The sequence below is a fragment of the Campylobacter concisus genome, from assembly GCF_003048775.2.
GTDB classification, from domain to species: Bacteria; Campylobacterota; Campylobacteria; order Campylobacterales; family Campylobacteraceae; genus Campylobacter_A; species Campylobacter_A concisus_I.
Map to the genome: position 1 here is coordinate 638,129 of NZ_CP049272.1, position 19,872 is coordinate 658,000.

The window sequence follows — 19,872 nt, forward strand, 5'->3', positions numbered from 1 at the left end:
TGCTTTTTGATAAAATGCAAGCAAAACTAGCGATTTTAGACTAAAAATAACGAGCAAAAACCACAAAGGAATTTCATGAGCTTTTTTACCAACTACGAAAAACACGTGAGTGAGCGAGAAAAAGAGGGCGTGCCACCGCTTGCGCTAAATGCCAAGCAAACAAGCGAAATTTGCGAGCTAATAAAGCTTGCCAGCAAGTCTAGTGGCGATGAAAAGGCACAATGCGAGCTAAAATTTCTTATAAGTTTGCTTGAAACTCGTATCAATCCCGGTGTTGATGACGCAGCGAAGATAAAGGCAGAATTTCTTGGTGAAGTAATAGACGGGCTTGCTGTTAACGGCCTTGACGCGATGCGTGCTATTAAAATTTTAGGCAAGATGCTTGGTGGATATAACGTGGAAATTTTAGTGCGAGCTCTAAAAAATAGCGATGAAAATATCGCGCATGCTGCGGCAAATGAGCTAAAAAATATCATCCTGGTGCATGAATATTTTGACGAGATAGTAAAACTAAGTAGCAACAATAAATTTGCAAAAGATGTACTTGCTTCTTGGGCAAATGCGGAGTGGTTTACGCATAAAAAGCCAATCGAAACCTGTATAAACGCAGTCGTTTTTAAGGTACCAGGTGAAACAAATACTGATGACCTAAGTCCAGCGAGCGAGGCCTACACAAGGGCTGACATACCACTTCACGCAAAGGCAATGCTTGTTAAAAAGATGCCTGAGGGTCTAGAAATTTTAAAAGAGCTCAAAACTCGTGGTAAAAAAGTGGCTTATGTTGGCGATGTGGTTGGCACTGGCAGCAGCAGAAAGAGCGGTATAAACTCGATCCAGTGGCACTTGGGTGATGAGATTGAGGGCGTGCCAAATAAAAAAACGGGTGGCATCGTGATCGGCACGACCATAGCTCCGATATTTTTTAACACCGCCGAAGATAGCGGCGCACTGCCGATAGTCGCAAACGTAAATGAGCTAGAAATGGGCGATGAGATAGAAATTTATCCATTTAATGGTGAAATTTATAAGCTTGCAGGCACCCAAAAAAAGCTCGTGGCAAATTTTAAACTTAGCCCAAACACCCTAAGTGACGAGATAAGAGCAGGGGGCAGGATACCTTTGATGATAGGTAGGCAAGTGACCAAAAAGGCTAGAGAGGTCTTGGGACTTGGCGAGGAGCAAATTTTCATAAAGCCAGATCAGCCAAAAGAGCTAGGTGGTGGCTATACGCTCGCTCAAAAGATGGTCGGCAAGGCTTGCGGCAAGGATGGCGTGAGAGCTGGGGCATACGTGGAGCCTGAAATTTTGACCGTTGGCTCGCAAGACACCACAGGGCCGATGACTAGAGATGAGATAAAAGAGCTTGCTAGCCTTAGTTTTGGGGCAGATTTTGTCTTGCAAAGCTTTTGCCACACGGCTGCTTATCCAAAGCCAAGCGACCTTGAGATGCAAAAGAGCTTGCCTAAATTTATAAATTTACGTGGCGGTGTGAGCCTAAAACCAGGTGATGGCGTCATCCACTCGTGGCTAAACCGCATGGTACTGCCTGATACGGTGGGCACTGGTGGCGATAGTCACACGAGATTTCCTATTGGTATCAGTTTCCCAGCGGGCAGCGGCCTAGTGGCTTTTGCGGCGGTTCTTGGTATGATGCCACTAAATATGCCAGAGTCGGTTTTGATCAAATTTAAAGGCGAGCTAAAAGAGGGCGTGACACTTCGCGATCTTGTCAATGCGATACCGTATTTTGCGATCAAAAAAGGGCTTTTAAGTGTTGAGAAGAAAAACAAAAAGAATGTTTTTGCGGGTAAAATTTTAGAGATAGAAGGGCTTGAGAATCTAAAAGTAGAGCAGGCGTTTGAGCTAAGTGATGCTTCGGCTGAACGCTCGGCCGCGGCTTGTGTGGTAAATTTAAGCGTTGATAGTGTCGTGGAGTATGTTCGCTCAAATGTTGCGCTAATTGATGCGATGATAAAAGCTGGTTATGAGAGCCGTGAAACGCTTGCTAGACGAAAAGAAAAAATGCAAAAATGGCTAGAAAATCCAACGCTTTTAAGAGCCGATAAAGATGCAAAATACGCTGAAATTTTGGAGATTGATTTATCGCAGATAGATGAGCCGATTTTGGCGTGTCCAAATGACCCAGACGATGTGGCAACGCTAAGTGAAATTTTAGCTGATAACAAAAGAGTGCATAAGATCGATGAAGTTTTTGTGGGAAGCTGTATGACAAATATAGGCCATTATAGGGCGCTCGCTAGAATTTTGGAGCGTGAGAGCAAGCTTACAACTAGGCTTTGGATAGCACCGCCGACAAAGATGGATAAAAGCACACTTGAAGATGAAGGTGTTTATGAAATTTTTAAAAGATTAAATGCAAGAACAGAGGTGCCAGGCTGCTCGCTTTGTATGGGCAATCAAGCAAGAGTAAATGACAATGCAGTGGTATTTTCTACTTCGACTAGAAATTTTGATAACAGAATGGGCATGGGGGCAAAGGTCTATCTAGGAAGTGCCGAGCTAGCTGCTGTGTGTGCGCTACTTGGGCGTTTGCCAAACATCGATGAGTACAAAAATATAGTAAGAGAAAGTCTTAGTTTAAACAAAGATAAAATTTATAAATATCTAAATTTTAATGAAATAAGCGAGTTTAGCATATAAATTTGTTACAATATCGCGAAATTTTAAGGAGCTTTGATGAAAAAAGTAGTTTTTTTTCTCTTTTTTAGCGTTTGTTCTTTGATAAATTTACACGCTTTAGAGTGCAGTGATCTTGCCAAAAAAGAGAGCTTTAAAACTACTCCAAACGATCTTGCTTACACGAATGAGGGGCTATTTTACTGTGATGGTTCGCTTTTAAATTTAAAAGAGGTGAAAGAGCTTTTTGATGCGAGTGTGGCTGTGAGAAGTGAGTCTCAAAGTTGCGTTGGTGATAGAGTTTATAAAGAAAATTTAAACAAGTTTAGATGGCTTTTGCTAAAAGCGTCATTCGCACCTGAATTTTACGCAAAAGAGCTTGCAAAGCCAGAGGTTGCTGAGAGCGAAAAAGACGCCAGAATGGAGTATCTTAGATACTGGGCAAACGAGAGCTTGTTTAATTTTTTAAAATATAAAAAATTTATCGAAGCTTACAAAAACGCTCAAACTCCGCTTGTAAAATTTTATGAAAGCCTGGGACTTGATACGGCAAGTGCTGCTTACTACGCAACTAGCGTGGTAAATGAGTTTTTGACTTTTGGCGTTGGTAAAAGTGTAAATAAAGCTAAAATTTTAACACCTGAGCAAAACATGATGGCACAAAGGATAAATTCCGATGAGCTGGCAAATTTGCTCTACTCGAAAAATTTTAGTACCGCTGAGCTTACAAATTTACTTAATATCGCGCTTTTAAACGAAAAAAGTAGCGACATGATAAAAGAGATCATAAGGCGTGGGGCCGATGTGAATTTGGGCGATGAGACGCCGCTATTTTTTGCTTTAAAAAATATAGAAAACGTAAAAATTTTACTTGCAAATAGAGCCGATGTAAATCACAAAAATTTCTTTGGAAAAAGCGCGCTTTTTTACGCTGTGCAGTTTGATGATGCGCCTCTTTGCGAGCTTTTGCTAAAAAATGGTGCCAATGCCAACGAGAGCTACATAGATGAAAATACCAAGATGAATATGATAAATTTGGGTATGACGCAGGTTGAAGATACATGTGGTCTAGAGCATACAAATAGAAGCGTTTTTATGCATGCAGCAGCTCACGCAACGCCAGAAATTTTAAAGCTTTTGATGGATAATGGTGCTGATATTAACGCCACTGATGACGCTGGGTTTAATGCGCTTGACTATGCCATGAAAGAACAAAACGAAAAGACGATCAAATTTTTAGAAAATTTGGGTTTAAAACCAAATTTCAATTAGGAAAAATCATGAAAAAGACAGCTTTTGTAACCGGTGCAACATCTGGATTTGGCGAGGCGATCGCTAGAAAACTCTCAAAAGAGGGCTACAAGATAGTCGCTCTTGCAAGGCGAGAAGATAGGCTAAAGAAGCTTGCAAGCGAGCTTGGCGATACACATATCATCGTAGCTGACATACGCGATAAAGAAGCTGTTTTTAAAGCGGTTGAGAGCCTGCCTGATAAATTTAAGGATATAGAAGTGCTTGTAAATAACGCTGGCATGGCGCTTGGACTCGAAAAGACGATAGATGCGAAGGTGGAGGACTTTGAGGCGATGATAGACACCAATGTCAAAGGTCTTATCTACTCGACAAAGGCGGTTTTGCCACTACTTTACAAGCAAGAAAAGGGCTATATATTTAACCTGGGTTCTACTGCTGGCTCATGGCCATATCCTGGAAGCAACGTTTATGGTGCCACAAAGGCATTTGTAAAGCAGTTTAGTTTAAATTTAAGAAACGATCTAGTTGGCACAAATATCAGAGTAACAAACATCGAGCCAGGGCTTTGTAAGACCGAATTTAGCGAGGTTAGATTTAGAGGAGATAAGGCAAAAGCGGATAGTCTTTATGAAAATACAAATTTCATCACATCTGAGGATATCGCGACTATTTTGGTAAATTGTCTAAATATGCTTGGAAGTGTTAATATAAATAGAGTCGAAGTCATGGCAAATACGCAGACTTGGGCTGGACTTGCGATAGAAAAATTTTAAGGAGTTCTTGTGAGACAAATTTTATTATTACTTTTTTTTAGCGTTGCGCTTTTTGGTGTCGATCCAGAAGTGGCAAAGAGAAACGCTGAAATTTATGGCGTATTTACGCTTATACCGCCTGTTGTGGCAATAGCACTTGCTTTTATCACAAAAGACGTCATCTTGTCGCTATTTATAGGTGTTTTTAGCGGAACATTTCTCATAAATATCATCAATGAAAACATCTTTATGGGTATCGTAAAAGGCTTTACAGGTATCGTTTCAAGGGTCGTTGAATCAATGGCTGATAAGACTGACTCAGGAATTTTACTTCAAGTGCTTTGTATCGGTGGTGTGGTCGCACTTATCACAAAAATGGGTGGTACAAAGGCGGTTGCTCTTTGGCTTAGCAAAAAGGCAAAAAGCGGCATTTCAGCTCAAATTTCAACGTGGCTGATGGGAATTTTTGTATTTTTTGATGACTATGCAAATGCTCTAATAGTAGGTCCAATTATGAGACCAATAAGTGATAAATTTAAAATAAGCCGCGAAAAGCTAGCTTTTATTATAGATGCTACCGCAGCACCGATCGCTGGTATTGCTATCATCTCGACATGGGTTGGCCTTGAGGTTTCACTCATCGAAAAGGGCTATGAGCTAGTTGGAGAGACTGGCATTAATGCTTATTCTATATTTATCGAGACAATTCCATATAGATTTTACAACCTCTTCATCTTATTTTTTATAGTCTGTACAGCCTTGATGCAACGTGAATACGGACCAATGCTATTAGCTGAAAGACGCGCTAGAAGAGGCGAGCTTCACTCTGGCAAAACTCAAATCCAAGATCTTGAAGATAAAACACTTGAGCCAAAAGAGGGCGTAAAATTAAGCGCTGCAAATGCTGTTGTACCACTTCTCGTGCTAGTTATTGGTGCATTTACTAGTTTTTACTTTAGTGGTCTTGCTGCACTTGAGGGCGATACTCTTAAAAATGCACTTGCTAATCCGCTTTCATTTTCTACATTTAAAGATACTTTTGGCGCAGCAGACTCAGCTACATCGCTATTTCAAGCAGCACTACTTGCTAGTATCGTAGCTATCACAATGGGTGTTTGGCGTAAAATTTTTGACGTAAAAGAGGCTATCAGCACATGGGTAAAAGGCTGGAAAACTATGATAATTACAGTTGTAATCTTGCTTCTTGCATGGAGCCTTAGTGCTGTTATCAAAGAGCTTGGCACATCAAGATATTTGGTTGATCTATTAAGCTCTTCAACACCTAAATTTATCCTGCCAGTGGCTGTTTTTATCCTTGGTTCATTTATTAGCTTCTCAACTGGAACGAGCTATGGCACAATGGGAATTTTAATGCCTCTTGCTATCCCGCTAGCCTATGCGGTCGGCAAAAACTACGGACTAGAGGGTGATGCGATGCATGCATATATGATTGTAAATATTTCAGGCGTGCTTACAGGCGCGATCTTTGGCGATCACTGCTCACCGATATCGGATACTACGATACTTTCATCAATGGGCGCAGGATGTAATCATATCGATCACGTATCGACTCAAATGGTCTACGCGCTTAGCGTTTGTGCGGTTTGTGTGCTAGTTGGTTACTTGCCAGTTGCACTTGGTCTTAGCGTTTGGATCGCGCTTCCTTGCGGATTTTTAGCGATTTGGGCGCTAGTTAGATTTGTTGGAAAGAAAGTAGAAGCATAAATTTGGATTGCAATTATTTAAAAGAGTGTGGCTCTTGCACTCTTTTTACTCCTTACGATGAGCAAATTTTATTTAAAACTGACCTTGTAAAACAAAATTTTTCAGAGTTTTATGATGGTGAGTTTGATGTTTTTAGCTCAACACCAAAACACTACCGCACGAGAGCTGAGTTTGGCATCTGGCATGAAGGCAGCAAGCTTTGCTATACGATGCATGCAAGCGAAAAGGGCAAAAAGGTCTTTGTAGATGATTGTCCAAAGGTTTGCGAGCAAATTTCAGATCTCATGCCAAGGCTACTTGAAAATTTGCAAAGTGATGAAAATTTACGCGCAAAGCTTTTTGGAGTGGAATTTATCTCTTGTAAAAGCGGTATTTTGGTCACACTTCTTTACCATAAAAGGCTTGATGGCGAGTTTGAAGCGGCTATGAAAATTCTAGCTAGCAAGCTTGACGTCACCATACTTGCTAGATCGCGTGGGCAAAAGCTACTAAGTGGTGAGCTAAATTTGATCGATGAGCTAGACGTTGGCGGTGAAATTTATAAATTTAGCCTAAGTGAGAATGCCTTTATTCAGCCAAATAGAGCCGTAAATGAAAAGATGATAGCTTGGGCAAAAGAGTGCGTGCAAGGCGGTGCTGACCTACTGGAGCTTTACTGCGGACATGGAAATTTTACTATTCCGCTTTCTTTTAAATTTAACAATGTACTTGCCACTGAAATTTCAAAGAGCTCGATCGCAAATGCTATTAAAAACTGCGAGCTAAATAAGGCTAAAAACATCAAATTTTTACGAATGGATGCTGATGAGCTTATGAGCGCATTTGCTGGCGTTAGGGAATTTAATAGGCTCAAGGATATAAATTTAAGTGACTTTAACTTCTCTCACGTCCTTGTTGATCCGCCCCGTGCAGGACTAAGTGAAAGTGTTGTAAATTTCATCAAAAATTTTAAAAATATCATCTATATCTCGTGCAATCCAGAGACTCTAAAAGAAAATTTAAAAGAGCTTTGTAAAAGCCATAAAGTGATAAAATTTGCCATTTTTGATCAGTTTGCAAATACTCATCACATTGAATGCGGCGTGCTACTAAGGGCAAAAGAATAATTTAAAAAAGGAAAAATAAAAAATGGTTTCACTAAATAAAATCATCCAAGCAAAGATTACGATCGGTCATTTCGTAAATAAAACTCCATTTGCTCTGAGTGCAAAACTTAGTAAAAATTTGGGAGCAAGCATCTATCTAAAAGAGGAAAATTTACAACGAACCGGCGCATATAAGATAAGAGGCGCATACAATAAAATAGCTAGCCTAAGCGACGAAGAGAGAAAGCGTGGCGTCGTGGCTGCAAGTGCTGGCAATCACGCTCAAGGCGTAGCGATAAGTGCGAAAGAATTTGGCGTGCATGCTTGTATCATCATGCCAGAATCAACCCCGCTTCTAAAGGTTGCTGGTACTAAAGACCTTGGTGCAGAGGTTATTTTAAAAGGTGATAATTTTGATGAGGCGTATGCTTTTGCAGTTAATTACGCCAAAGATAAGGGTATGACATTCGTTCATCCATTTAACGACGAGTACGTCATGGCAGGGCAGGGCACTGTGGGGCTTGAGATGCTTGATGAGATAAGCGACCTTGACATAGTCATTGTCCCAGTTGGCGGCGGTGGGCTAGCTAGCGGTGTGGCTAGTTGTATAAAACAAGTTAATCCAAAGACAAAAGTAATCTGTGTCGGTGCAAAAGGCGCTCCAGCGATGTTTAATAGCTATGGCGCTAAAAAGAGCATAAACTCAAAATCAGTTCGCACCATAGCTGATGGTATAGCTGTGCGTGATGCGAGCGAGATCACGCTGGCAAATATTATTGAGTGTGTTGATGAGTTTGTGCAAGTTGATGATGAGGAGATCGCAACTGCGATTTTGTTCTTGTTAGAGACGCAAAAGATCGTTGTAGAAGGAGCTGGCGCAGCTGGCGTGGCAGCGCTTATGCATGATAAGATAAAATTTAAAAAAGGTGCGAAGATAGGCGTGGTACTAAGTGGCGGAAATATCGACGTACAGGTACTTTCTATCATCATTGAAAAGGGCCTTATCAAGTCTCACCGCAAGATGACTTTGCAAATAACGCTTGTGGATAAGCTAGGAGCGCTCATGAGCTTAACAGATAGTCTCAAATCAGCAAACGCAAACATTGTGAAGATCGACTACGATCGCTTCTCGACAAGGCTTGATTATGGTGATGCAAGTATTACTATCACACTTGAGACAAAGGGTCTTGAGCATCAAGAAAAGATCAAAGAAGTTCTTACTAAAAACGGTTTTTCTTTCACTCAACTATTTTAATTTAATGGCTCGCTACTATTTAAAGTAGCGAGCATGATTTACCTATTAAAACAAAATTTCAAATTTTACATTTACGCTGTTTGATTTCACGTCTTTAGCAAAAGCACCTGTGTAAGATAGACCTAAATTTATATTTTTATAAACATTAGCTTTTACACCAAGGCTAGCTGTGCCAAGATCGCGCACCTCTTTTCCTTCAAGTTCCAAGTACCCAGCATTTGCGATATTTACGCCGATATTTGGTCTTGTATCGCCAACTAGTCTATTGTAGGCTAGATCAGCTTCAAATTTCATCTTTGTACTACTAAGACTAAATGGCACACTAGGGTTTAGACCTATGCTAAATACACCCAAATCCCTAGTTTTTTCATCAACATCCATTCTGAAAATTCCTATATTTTGGCTAGTACTATCAGTTTTCATACGTAGATAGCTTGCACCCACATAAGGATTTAGTGAGAAATTTGCACTATTAAATACTGTTAATGCCAAATTTGCGTAAGCAGTAAGTGCTTTTTCCTTGCTTTTTACATGCTCATCTGAGTAAAAGCTAACGATCGTAGCACCATTTTGCGTTTTTCGTTTAGCATTTGTATATATGAGACCAAGGTCTATTTTCGTGCTAGCGATCTGGCTTTTTCCGTAGATGCCGATACTTGTACCTTTTGTTTTATAAGCATCATCGCCATCTTCTTTTACTTTTTCACTGCTAGCACCAAGCACACCACCAAGTGTGAAAACATCATTTACACTACCGTCAAATCCAAAAAGCTGAGTGAATGAGTTTGCTTTTACATCGTCAAATTTCATAGCATTAGCCATGGTATTTGACCAAAATTTCATGCCACTCGCATCAATTGCTTTTGCGCTGAATGGATCAAATTCATGGTTAATGATTGCATTTTTGAGCAAGATATTTTCTAGTAAAAATGCATTATGTTGAGCTAAATTTGCATTATTTGCAAATGTTTTTAGCGTATCACTTGCTTCTTTTGGCGTAGCGTAGATGAAGTGTCTGTATAGATCGCTCGTGATGACTGTTGGTCTACTTCTAAACGGCGAAGCAAGGAGTGCTGGTCTGCCAGCTGTGCTCTCTATGAATTGTGCTACTCTTTTTTGGTTGTCGCTAGCTGCTATACTTGTTATTGTATTTTTTGATTTTTTGAGTGTTAGTTCTAGCTTGTTGTCGCTATAGTTTCTAGTAAGGTCAAAAAATGCATATTTTCTTAAGACGGTGTCATTATAGCCACTAAAATTTCCAGTTACAGCGTAAGTTTTTGCCTTTGAGCTATCATCATATAGTCTTTTCATGATATCTACATCTGGCTTGCTTATATCTATGATAGAGTTCTTTTCAAAATTTAGATTTAAATTTGCTGCGTTATTTGAGATGATATAACTACCACCTGTTTTTATAGTAGCTTTTACTGCGTCATTTGTGCTTTTTCTAGTTACATCTTTAAAAGATAGCTTTTGAGAAAATTTATTTCTATCAATCTCTCTAACACTCATCTCTTTAACAATCTCAAGTGCACCACCATTTTCGACTACTACTTCGCTTGATTTTAGTGATTGATTTAGTGCTGTGATCTTGCCACTTTTTATTATGGTTTTGCCAGTGTATGAGTTGGTGCCTGCTAGTTTTAGAGTGCCTAGGCCCCTCTTAATAAGAGTTCCTTCATAGCCTTCGCTAGCTCTTTGTTCTCTTGCTTTTTCTCTAGCGTTGCCTATATCAAGTTCAGCCTTTTGCTCGGCTGTTAAATTTGACATTTTCTCAAGCTCAGCCTTGCGATTAGCCCAAATTTTTGCCTCTGCCTCATCTTCAGTCTTTCTGTATTTTATAGCTACATCACTGATATTATTTGAGTAAAGATCATCTGTGTCTAGACTTACATCAAATACGCCTAGTAGCTGTCCTGGTCCAAACATAGCCTTTGACATATCAAGTGCTCCCCAGCCCCAGCGCTCATCAGGTACGCCAAGTGGCGCAGTAAAACCAGAAATTCTTCTTGTATCGGCTGGCTTTTTAAACTCATCTCTAACTTGTCTTGCGGTAGTTAGTAAAACATCTCTTGCTTGAGAGTTGCTCATATATGGATATCTTTGCATGACAAGACCAAGTGCGCCAGTGACGTGTGGAGCTGCCATTGATGTACCATCCCAGCTATCATAACCAGCGTTTCCATTTTTAGGATCAACTGTGCTTGATTTTATACTTTTACCAGGTGCTGCGATACTCCACCATTTTGAGTGTCCTGCGGTATTAAAATGTTGTGCATCGCCATCTGTCATTCCAGTAACGTTTATCCAGTATTTTTCAGCATCTGGACGAAAATATGGAAGCATTGCTCTTGTGTATGACTCTTTCATGCCATTTCTATTTCCGGCAGTGAAGACTTGAATGATGCCGTATTTTTTGGCGACTTCATAAGCAGCATCTAAGAAATTTTTACCATTTGTGACAAATGGATAGTAGCTTTTATAGGCTGCGTCAAGATCTTTTATATCTAAGCTATTGCCACCATCAAATCCAGTTGCTCCCTCATAAGCTTTATAAAATTTTCGGTTTGAACCCCAACTATTATTTATAGCTCTTGCACCAGCTTTAGCTAGTCCCTCATAAGATGCTAAAAAGAAGTTGTAGTCTTGGTTTGGTCCATATGTCATACCATCGGTTCCGCCAGTATTTCCTACTATAAGTTTTGAGTCAAATGCTACACCATGCATCCCTTTACCATCTCTTGAGCCAGCAATTGTGCCAGCTACGTGCGTGCCGTGCGAGTCGTTTACACCAGCGATCCAGTTGCCATCAGCTTCAAATTTATCACCTTTTTTAAAGTCGCCAAAGTCAGCTCTATTTTTATCAGTGCTTCCTTTTTTTAAAAAAGGAGAGTTGCCGTGCTCAGTATCTGGATATTTTTGTCCGTCTTTGTAGTAGCTACCAGAAATTTTTAGTGCGCTTATCCTACCGTCACTAAGTTCAGGGTGGCTAAGTAATGCGCCAGAGTCCATAACGCCAAGCGTCACACCTTTGCCTGTCACTCCAAGAGCATACGCAATAGCTGCATTGATACGCTTTAGTCCCCAGTATGCTTCATATTCAGCGCTCTGCCAGCTACTTATGTCGCCAAATTTACCACTTTCTTGATCGTTGGCTTTTAGCGAATTTGTAAACAAAAGAGCACAACAAGCTGCACTTATAAAAATACATTTTTTATTTAAAATGGATCTTTTCACATCTCATCCTTTTGCATAAAATTTAAATGGATTGTAATATCCTTAAAATAAATTATTAATTAAAATATTAAAATTTATGATAAATTTTTACTTTAATAATCCCTTTTTTACGCTATTTTTACTATAAGATATGAAAAAATGATTAAAATGGTATCACATAAATATTATTAATTACGATTTTATTTTAAAACAATTATTTAAATATAATTTTTAATAAAAGTAGAATTTCATCTCTGCTTTACAAATTTAAGCTAAAATAGCAGACTTTAAAGGAGAAAATATGAGCGAATACGCAAATTTGATATTAGCTATCTTGCTAGCTATTTTGGCATTTGCATTTTATAGGTCAAACAAAGCGCTAAAAAAGGCAAAAGATGATAGCGAAAATGTTTCAGTCAGCACTGAAATTTCGCAGCTTAAAAGCATCGGCGAACTGTCTGTCTTTCAGGTATATAGCAAAGAGATCGTCACAAAGACAGATCATGCATTTGGAAATTTTGGCAAAGAGTATCTAAGGTGGCTGGTAAGCGAAAAGAAGCTTTCGATGATATTTGAATTTGAGATAAATTTCATCTACGATCTAACTAGCCCTAGACTCGAGATCATGCAGATCGCAAACTCTAGCTACAAGATAAAAATGCCCCCATGTAAGTATAAATTTTCAATCGCAGATATGAAATTTTACGACGAAAAAAACGGCAAATTTATACCATTTTTGCTGCCTGACTCGCTAAATGGCTTTTTTGGTAGCACTTTTACAGAAGAAGATAAAAATAGGCTAATAGAAGAGGCTAGAAACGAGGTTAAAAAGATGAGCGTTCGCCTTATCTCGCAGCTTCAAAGTAAAATTCACAAATCAGCCCGCGACACGCTTGAAGCGATAGCTAAGAGCTTTGGCGCAAACAAGGTCGAGTTTGTCTTTGACGATAGCGATGATCAGATCAACGAGCAACTAAATTTAGAAAATATCGCATAAAAACAAAATTTAAAGGAGAAAAAATGAGTGTAAATTCACAAGAGGTCACACAAGCACCAGGCAACAACACAGTCTTTCAAACATGGGTCTTAAAAGGCGACAAAAAGGCATGTAAAGAGGGCTTTGCTAAGCTTTGTGCTTTGGTTGTAAATTTAAATAAAACTGCCAAAGTTAGATTTGGCGCAAATGAAAATGTAAATTGCGTCCTTGGCGTGGGTCATGATGCTTGGAAAAAGCTTGAAATTTCAAAAGAATTGCCAAAAGAGCTTGTAAATTTTAAAGCGATCAAAGGCGATAAACATGAAGCCGTTAGCACGAAGGGCGATATACACATCCACATCCGCGCGCTAAATGCGGCTGACTGCTTTGACATGGCGCAAAATATCAAAGAAGTTTTGTTTAAATTTGCAGAGCTTACAGATGAGACTCAAGGCTTTAAATACCACGATGGCAGAGCGATAATTGGCTTTGTTGATGGCACTGAAAATCCTGATGGTGAAGATAGAGATCTTTTTGCAAAAGTCGGCAAAGAGGACGCTAAATTTAAAGGCGGTAGCTACGTTTTTGTTCAAAAATACTTCCACAAAATGAAAGAGTGGAACGCTACAAGCGTAAGCGAGCAAGAAAAGGTTATAGGCCGCTCAAAAGAGTATGACATCGAGATGGATGAGAGCGTAAAACCTACAAATTCACACTCAGCTGCTGCAAATGTCGGCGACGATAAAAAGGTCGTGCGCGGCAATATGCCATTTACTGAAGGCAGCAAAACAGGCACTTACTTCATCGCTTATGCGAGCACATTTTCAACGGTTGAGCTTATGCTTAAAAAGATGTTTATCGGCGAGCCAAAAGGCAACTCAGATAGGCTGCTTGACTTTAGTACGCCAGTAACTGGGGCTTTATATTTTGCTCCTACGCTTGATATGCTTGGCGATTACGAGGGATAAATTTAGCTTGGGGCGAAGCAAATTTGCCCCTTTAAATTTATAAGGATAAAGATGCCAGAGTGGTTTATCTATGCAGCTCTTTCGGCTGTTTTTGCTGCACTTACAGCGATCTTTGCAAAGCTAGGCGTAAAGGACATCGATAGCGATTTTGCGACATTTATAAGAACGATCGTTGTCATTTTGATGCTTGTTTTGCTTTTAAGCGTGGCTAAAAAATGGCAACCGCTAAGCTCGCTAAGCCCTAAAAACTGGCTCTTTCTCATACTAAGTGGCATGGCGACTGGTCTTTCGTGGCTTATGTATTTTAAAGCTATGCAAGCAGGCAAGGTCTATCAAGTAGCGCTGGTTGATAAGTTTAGCGTTGTGCTGGCTATCATTTTGGCTGTCATATTTCTTGGTGAGAGGCTAAATTTAAAAGAAATTTTAGCCGTCTGTCTTATCGTATCTGGCGTGTTTCTACTCATTTTTAAATAAAATTTTCTGCGTTATTCTTAAAGTATTTTTTTAATTTTAATTTGTAATTAATCTAAAAGCCCCTAGAATTTAGAGAAATTCATTTTTAAAGGGAGAAATATGAAAAAAATCATTCTTTCAGCTATCGTGGCTTGTGCTGCATTTGGTGCTGGCCTAAACTATACAGATGTCGTTAAAGACGTTTATGGCGATGCTAGCTCAAACAAAAGTATAGGCAGACTGCTACCAACCAACGCAGTTGAAATTTTACAAACAAGCGGCGACAGAGCGCAGATAAAAGTAAAAGGCTATCAAAACCCAGCCGTTAGCAACGTAGTTTATTTTGCTGATGGCGCGAGGATCATCTCAGTAGCGTTTGCAAAAACTGCACCTTTTGACATCGAAGTGACAAAAGAGGGCAAAAACGGTAAATGGAACGAGGTAGAAACAACAGTTTTTGTTCAAAAAGATGGCTTTAGCACTGACGTAAACGCGATGTTTGCAAAAGCTGACAAGATGTATAAAGAGAGTTGTGGTGTTTGCCATGCGTTGCCTCAAACCACACATTTCAACGCTAACCAATGGCCGTCACTTCTAAAATCAATGATCGGCAGAACCGCAATAGAGAAAAAAGACGAGTGGTTGGTTGTTGAATACCTTCAAAAACACTCATCTGACGTAAATCTAGGTAAATAAGCAAAACTTTTGTAGCGGAGAGTAAAAACAAATATTAAAGTTTAGCTTATTTAAAAGAAAACTTATAATGAAAGGGAGATAAGATGAACGAGAACAGGCGAGATTTTCTAAAAAAAGGTGCTACAGCAATTGCAGCGACACCTTTGCTTTCAAGCGTAACAGCATCAAATTTATTTGCTGATGGCGTAAAAAAGAGTGTTTTAAGAGATAGCGAGGTCATCACAGCTGCCCACTGGGGTATGTTAAAAGTGACAACCAAAAACGGTGTAGCAGTAAAGTCAGAGCCTATCCAAAAAACAAGTGAAATTTACAACCCACTTCAGCACTACACACCAGATATGATCTACAAATGTCGTATCAAGCGACCAGCAGTAAGAAAGAGTTACCTTGAAAATCCAGATAGTCCAAAGCCAGAGCTTCGTGGCAAGGATGAGTGGGTTGAGGTGCCTTATGAGGAGGCGATCAAGCTAGTTGCAAGAGAGCTGAAAAAAACAAGAGCGCAAAAAGGCTTACAAAGTGTATTTGCGGGTAGCTATGGCTGGAAGTCAAGTGGAAACGTGCATAACTCAAGAATTTTACTTCATAGATTTATGAACCTTAGTGGTGGCTTTGTTGGCTCGTTAGGGGACTACTCAACAGGTGCTAGCCAGATCATAATGCCTCACGTTGTGGGTAGTATCGAGGTCTATGAGCAGCAAACCAGCTGGCCAGTCGTGCTTGAAAACTCAAAAGTCGTAGTCATTTGGGGTGCAAACCCACTTGCGACACTTCGCATAGCTTGGACAGCGACTGATGAGCAGGGCTTTAAATACTTTGAAGAGCTTAAAAATAAAAAAGATATTAAAGTGATCGTTATCGATCCTATCAAGTCTGAAACAGCGCAATACTTCGACAAAGCTCAGTGGATAGCCCCTGTGCCAAACACCGACACAGCGATGATGCTTGGTATGATACACTACTTATACGAGAGTGGCAAGTATGATAAAAATTTCATTGAAACCTACACAACAGGCTTTGATAAATTTCTCCCATATCTACTTGGTAAGACAGACAATACTCCTAAAAATTTAAAGTGGGCGAGCAAAATTTGTGGCATCGATAAAGATACTTTAAAAGAGCTAGCTGATACATTTATCGCAAACCGCACTATGATAATGAGCGGCTGGGGCATGCAGCGCGCTCACCACGGCGAGCAACCACACTGGGCGATGGTGACTTTGGCGGCGATGCTAGGACAGATCGGACTTCCTGGCGGTGGATTCGGGCTTAGCTATCACTATTCAAACGGTGGCGCACCAACATGCAAGGGTGCAGTCATTGGCGGAGTAAATAGTGCAAGTGTGGGTAAATTTAACGATAAGGGCGAGTTTATAGGCACGGATACAGGTGAGTTTGACAAACGAGGTCGCTTCGTCGCAAAGGCAGCCGCAGCAGCAGGCACAGGCCAAAGTTGGCTACAAAAGGCAACCAACTATGCCTTCCCGGTCGCAAGGATTGCTGATGCGTTGCTACATCCTGGTAAAGTGATCGACCACGACGGCAAAAAGATCACCTATCCAGATATCGACTTTATCTACTGGGTCGGCGGCAACCCACTTGTACACCACCAAGATACAAATACAAATTTAAAAGCGTGGAGAAAGCCAAGAACGGTTGTCGTTCACGAAGCATACTGGACACCGACAGCTAAAATGGCTGATATTGTCTTCCCAGTCACTACAGAGTACGAGAGAAACGATATCACCATGACCGGTGACTACTCAAATATGAACATCGTGCCAATGAAGCAAGTCGTTGAGAAATACCACGAGGCAAGAGACGATTATCAAATTTTCATCGATCTTTGCAAGGCTTATGCTAAAAATTTAGTAATTGCCTACACAGATAACGGCAAGGATGAGTTTGACTGGATCAAAGAGTACTATGACGCAGCCTACGCTCAGGTCAAGGCTGTACCAGAGCTAACTACTGATATGAAACCATTTGAAGAGTTTTGGAACGAGAACAAGCCAGTTACATTTGCTTCATCTCAAGATAGCGATAGTTGGGTGAGATTTGGCGAATTTAGAGAAGATCCTGTACTAAATGCTCTTGGAACTCCAAGCGGTCTTATAGAAATTTACTCAGAGACTATCGAGAAAATGGGCTACGACGACTGCAAGGCACACCCAATGTGGTTTGAGCCAATCGAGTGGCTAGGCATGAAAGATAAACCAGCTAAATTCCACATGATAAGCGCTCACCCAACAGACCGCTTGCATTCACAGCTAAGCCAAACTTCACTTCGTGACAACTATGTGATCGCAAACCGCGAGCCTATCTGGATCAACGAAAAAGACGCAAAAGAGCTTGGCGTACAAAGCGGCGACTTGGTGCGTGTGTTTAACGCACGTGGCGAGGTGCTAGCAGGTGCTCATGTCACTAAAAATATCAAAGAGGGCGTTGTAAAACTAGCTGAGGGCGCTTGGTATGACGGCTTTGATAGTGGCATCTGCAAAAACGGCTCTGCAAACGTGCTAACCATAGATATCCCAACAAGTAAGCTAGCAAATGGCAACATTAGCCACACAGCTCTTGTAAATATTGAGAAATATAAAGGTGATGAGGCATTAAAGCTTACAGCTTTTGCTGAGCCAAAAATTTCTAAATAATATTAAAAGCAGGGGAGTCTTCTCCTGCTTTTGAACTTAAAATTTAAAACAGATCTTCTATTTACAAAAAGCTTAAATTTATATTTAAAGTCTATAGTTCTATCAATTCTTATTTCGCAACAGATGTTTAGAAGAGAAGCAAATAAGGCTATAGCTATATTGTAAAAAAGTTATTTGGCTGATTATTTTAAAATTTAAAAACATCAATCCAGTAATCTTGGTAATTAGAGTTATACATTTATATCAAGAATAGTATAAATTTAAAGGATGAACAAGATAGATATAAAATTCAAGATATCTTTGACATCTTCTTAGGCTTGATTTTTATAGTTGCGAGTGTATAAGGTCTATCAAGTAGCCTTAGTTGATAAATTTAGCGTTGTGCTTGCTGTTATTTTGGCTATCATCTTTTTTGGTGAGAGGCTAAATTACAAAGAAATTTTAGCCATTTGTCTTATTATTTCAGGCGTTATTTTATTGATTTTCAAGTAAAAATTTATACTCTATATCTAGCAAAATAACAAAAAACAAAACTAGCTTATTTAATGGCATTTTGTGATCTAAAATTTATTCAAAAATTTTTAATTATCAAGATATCTTTATTAATTTTTAAAAAGCATTAAATAGAGGGTAAATTTAATACTAATTTTAATTCTTTTTCGATAAATTAAAGCGATTTTAACTTTTTAAAGGAGGAAAGATGAAGTCCATAACTTCAAAGATAGCGATAATTATCATCTCATTGCTAGTTATTTCGTTTGCTGCTATTTCGGCAGTCAGCTACTATACAGCGGAAAGTAAGGTAGTAGAGTTGGTCAGCCAGACCCAGGATCAGATTCTAAGTGACATCAAAGCTACTACGGATTCTTTTTTTGAAGAATATTTAGAAGTTGCTAAAAAGTATGCTTTGGATATAGCACAAACACCAAATAATGATGACTCGTACATGGAAAAAACAAAAATGCAAAAAGAAAGCGTTAGTCGTCTAGTTACTGATATTTTTTATGGTCGCGAGAGTGATGGACATTTTTTCCAGTCTGACGGCACTAGAACAACTCCAGCCGATAACTACGATCCTAGAACTAGAGGTTGGTATAAAGCAGCAAAGAGCGCAAATGGTGCTATCTATACCGAACCTTATAAAGCTGCCTTGTTTAACGCTTTAGTAATTAGTTTTGCTGCTCCAGTAAATAAAAATGGAAATTTTGATGGTGTTTTGGGGCTTGATTTAAATATGGATGCTTTAAGTAAAAAAATTCTTGAAATGGGTAAAACAAAATATGGCTACGTCTATTTAATAAATAAAGAAGGCGTAATGCTAATGCATAATGACCCAAACAATGTTGGTAAAACCGTTCCTGCTAGCAAATATATTGCTGAGGCTTTTGCAGCTAAAAAATTTGATGAAAATGGACTTATTCCTTATACAAACTATAAAGGCGAAAACGTAACCGCCAAAGTCCTTCCTATAAACGATCAAGGCTGGTTAGCCGTAGCCGCTATCGGAGCGGATACTTTTTCGTCTAATACCTTGCCTTTATTAAAAGCCCAAATAATCCTTGCCGTAGCTTTTATAGTCATACTTTCGGCTATCGTATTTACTCTTCTTAAAAAATCCCTTAGCCCTATTAGAACTATTCAAACTAAGCTTGAAGATGCGTTTAAATTTATCACCTACGAAACCCCTAACGCTCCGGAAAAGCTAGTAGTAACTACGCAAGACGAATTCGGTAGAATGAGCGAATCTATTAACGAAAATATAGAAAAAGTCCTTAACGGCGTTAAAAAAGACAGCGCCTTAATAGACGAGATGAACGGTATAGCAAATCTCATGATAAAAGGCCACATGGGAGCCAAGATTAACTCTACTCCGAATAATCCGGCTTTAGTTCAGTTAAAAGACCTGCTAAATAAATTCTTTACTTCTATTTCTGAAAATTTAAAAGGCATAGCCGTAGTCTTAGCTTCTTACAACAAAAACGACTACACTCCTAGACTAGAGCTAAAACCGGAGCTTGAAAGCGATCTAAGAGATATGATAGTAGGCCTTCAAAGCGCGGGCGACGCCGTAAGCAATATGCTAAGGGAAAATTTAAAAGAAGCTCAGGTTCTAGAAGAAAAAGCTAAAATCCTAGCAGAATCTATGAGAACCCTAACCGACGGAGCCCATAAGCAAGCCGACTCTATCCAAGAAAGCGCGGCTG

13 protein-coding genes and 1 pseudogene are annotated in these 19,872 nt (G+C 39.6%); 13 read left to right on the forward strand and 1 reads right to left on the reverse strand.

Features of this window, described 5'->3' with window-relative positions; all coding sequences use genetic code 11:
- Positions 1-75: 75 nt before the first annotated feature.
- The 6 genes from CVT17_RS03185 to ilvA are packed head-to-tail and all read left to right on the forward strand — an operon-like array spanning position 76 to position 8,708.
- Positions 76-2,661, forward strand: coding sequence for a bifunctional aconitate hydratase 2/2-methylisocitrate dehydratase (locus CVT17_RS03185; RefSeq protein ID WP_107858636.1), 2,586 nt, complete (start codon positions 76-78; stop codon positions 2,659-2,661).
- A 36-nt stretch (positions 2,662-2,697) separates the two neighbouring features.
- Positions 2,698-3,909, forward strand: a complete 1,212-nt coding sequence (locus tag CVT17_RS03190) for an ankyrin repeat domain-containing protein (RefSeq protein ID WP_107858637.1) — start codon at positions 2,698-2,700, stop codon at positions 3,907-3,909.
- A gap of 8 nt (positions 3,910-3,917) precedes the next feature.
- Positions 3,918-4,664 carry an SDR family NAD(P)-dependent oxidoreductase gene (locus CVT17_RS03195; RefSeq protein WP_107858638.1) on the forward strand — a complete coding sequence of 249 codons (747 nt, stop codon included), beginning with the start codon at positions 3,918-3,920 and terminating at the stop codon, positions 4,662-4,664.
- A 9-nt stretch (positions 4,665-4,673) separates the two neighbouring features.
- Entirely contained in the window at positions 4,674-6,368 is a 1,695-nt protein-coding gene (locus tag CVT17_RS03200; protein WP_103593084.1) for a Na+/H+ antiporter NhaC family protein, read from the forward strand.
- Positions 6,369-6,370: 2 nt separating this feature from the next.
- Entirely contained in the window at positions 6,371-7,474 is a 1,104-nt protein-coding gene (gene trmA / locus CVT17_RS03205; RefSeq protein WP_107858639.1) for a tRNA (uridine(54)-C5)-methyltransferase TrmA, read from the forward strand.
- 22 nt (positions 7,475-7,496) lie between these two features.
- A complete protein-coding gene (gene ilvA, locus CVT17_RS03210; protein WP_107858640.1) occupies positions 7,497-8,708 on the forward strand; it encodes a threonine ammonia-lyase in 1,212 nt (403 codons plus the stop codon).
- Between the two features lie 45 nt (positions 8,709-8,753).
- On the opposite strand, the gene CVT17_RS03215 is transcribed toward ilvA, so the two are convergent.
- The gene (locus CVT17_RS03215) at positions 8,754-11,945 is read right to left on the reverse strand and encodes a S8 family serine peptidase (protein WP_107858641.1); all 3,192 of its coding nucleotides are present in this window, start codon (positions 11,943-11,945) and stop codon (positions 8,754-8,756) included.
- A 280-nt stretch (positions 11,946-12,225) separates the two neighbouring features.
- Between CVT17_RS03215 and CVT17_RS03220 the strand changes: the two genes are divergently transcribed.
- The 7 genes and pseudogenes from CVT17_RS03220 to CVT17_RS09525 all read left to right on the forward strand — a co-directional run.
- Positions 12,226-12,921, forward strand: a complete 696-nt coding sequence (locus CVT17_RS03220; protein WP_103615569.1) for a DUF4230 domain-containing protein — start codon at positions 12,226-12,228, stop codon at positions 12,919-12,921.
- Between the two features lie 23 nt (positions 12,922-12,944).
- Positions 12,945-13,868 carry a Dyp-type peroxidase gene (locus CVT17_RS03225; RefSeq protein WP_009293961.1) on the forward strand — a complete coding sequence of 308 codons (924 nt, stop codon included), beginning with the start codon at positions 12,945-12,947 and terminating at the stop codon, positions 13,866-13,868.
- 51 nt (positions 13,869-13,919) lie between these two features.
- Positions 13,920-14,342 (forward strand): EamA family transporter, encoded by a 423-nt coding sequence (locus tag CVT17_RS03230; RefSeq protein WP_021085058.1) that lies wholly within the window; start codon positions 13,920-13,922, stop codon positions 14,340-14,342.
- A 99-nt stretch (positions 14,343-14,441) separates the two neighbouring features.
- The gene (locus CVT17_RS03235) at positions 14,442-15,017 is read left to right on the forward strand and encodes a cytochrome C (RefSeq protein WP_107858642.1); all 576 of its coding nucleotides are present in this window, start codon (positions 14,442-14,444) and stop codon (positions 15,015-15,017) included.
- Between the two features lie 83 nt (positions 15,018-15,100).
- The gene (locus CVT17_RS03240; protein WP_107858643.1) at positions 15,101-17,668 is read left to right on the forward strand and encodes a molybdopterin-dependent oxidoreductase; all 2,568 of its coding nucleotides are present in this window, start codon (positions 15,101-15,103) and stop codon (positions 17,666-17,668) included.
- 336 nt (positions 17,669-18,004) lie between these two features.
- Positions 18,005-18,160 (forward strand): EamA family transporter, encoded by a 156-nt coding sequence (locus tag CVT17_RS03245; protein WP_223154469.1) that lies wholly within the window; start codon positions 18,005-18,007, stop codon positions 18,158-18,160.
- Positions 18,161-18,368: 208 nt separating this feature from the next.
- Positions 18,369-19,100 (forward strand): annotated as a pseudogene (locus CVT17_RS09525) (cache domain-containing protein); the annotation flags it as partial.
- Between the last annotated feature and the right edge of the window lie 772 nt (positions 19,101-19,872).

Excerpts from the sequence above, each read along its gene's own strand:
- CVT17_RS03185 (WP_107858636.1), top strand. The coding sequence starts at position 76 with ATGAGCTTTTTTACCAACTACGAAAAACACGTGAGTGAGCGAGAAAAA.
- CVT17_RS03190 (WP_107858637.1), top strand. The coding sequence starts at position 2,698 with ATGAAAAAAGTAGTTTTTTTTCTCTTTTTTAGCGTTTGTTCTTTGATA.
- CVT17_RS03195 (WP_107858638.1), top strand. The coding sequence starts at position 3,918 with ATGAAAAAGACAGCTTTTGTAACCGGTGCAACATCTGGATTTGGCGAG.
- ilvA (WP_107858640.1), top strand. The coding sequence starts at position 7,497 with ATGGTTTCACTAAATAAAATCATCCAAGCAAAGATTACGATCGGTCAT.
- CVT17_RS03220 (WP_103615569.1), top strand. The coding sequence starts at position 12,226 with ATGAGCGAATACGCAAATTTGATATTAGCTATCTTGCTAGCTATTTTG.
- CVT17_RS03225 (WP_009293961.1), top strand. The coding sequence starts at position 12,945 with ATGAGTGTAAATTCACAAGAGGTCACACAAGCACCAGGCAACAACACA.
- CVT17_RS03230 (WP_021085058.1), top strand. The coding sequence starts at position 13,920 with ATGCCAGAGTGGTTTATCTATGCAGCTCTTTCGGCTGTTTTTGCTGCA.
- CVT17_RS03235 (WP_107858642.1), top strand. The coding sequence starts at position 14,442 with ATGAAAAAAATCATTCTTTCAGCTATCGTGGCTTGTGCTGCATTTGGT.
- CVT17_RS03240 (WP_107858643.1), top strand. The coding sequence starts at position 15,101 with ATGAACGAGAACAGGCGAGATTTTCTAAAAAAAGGTGCTACAGCAATT.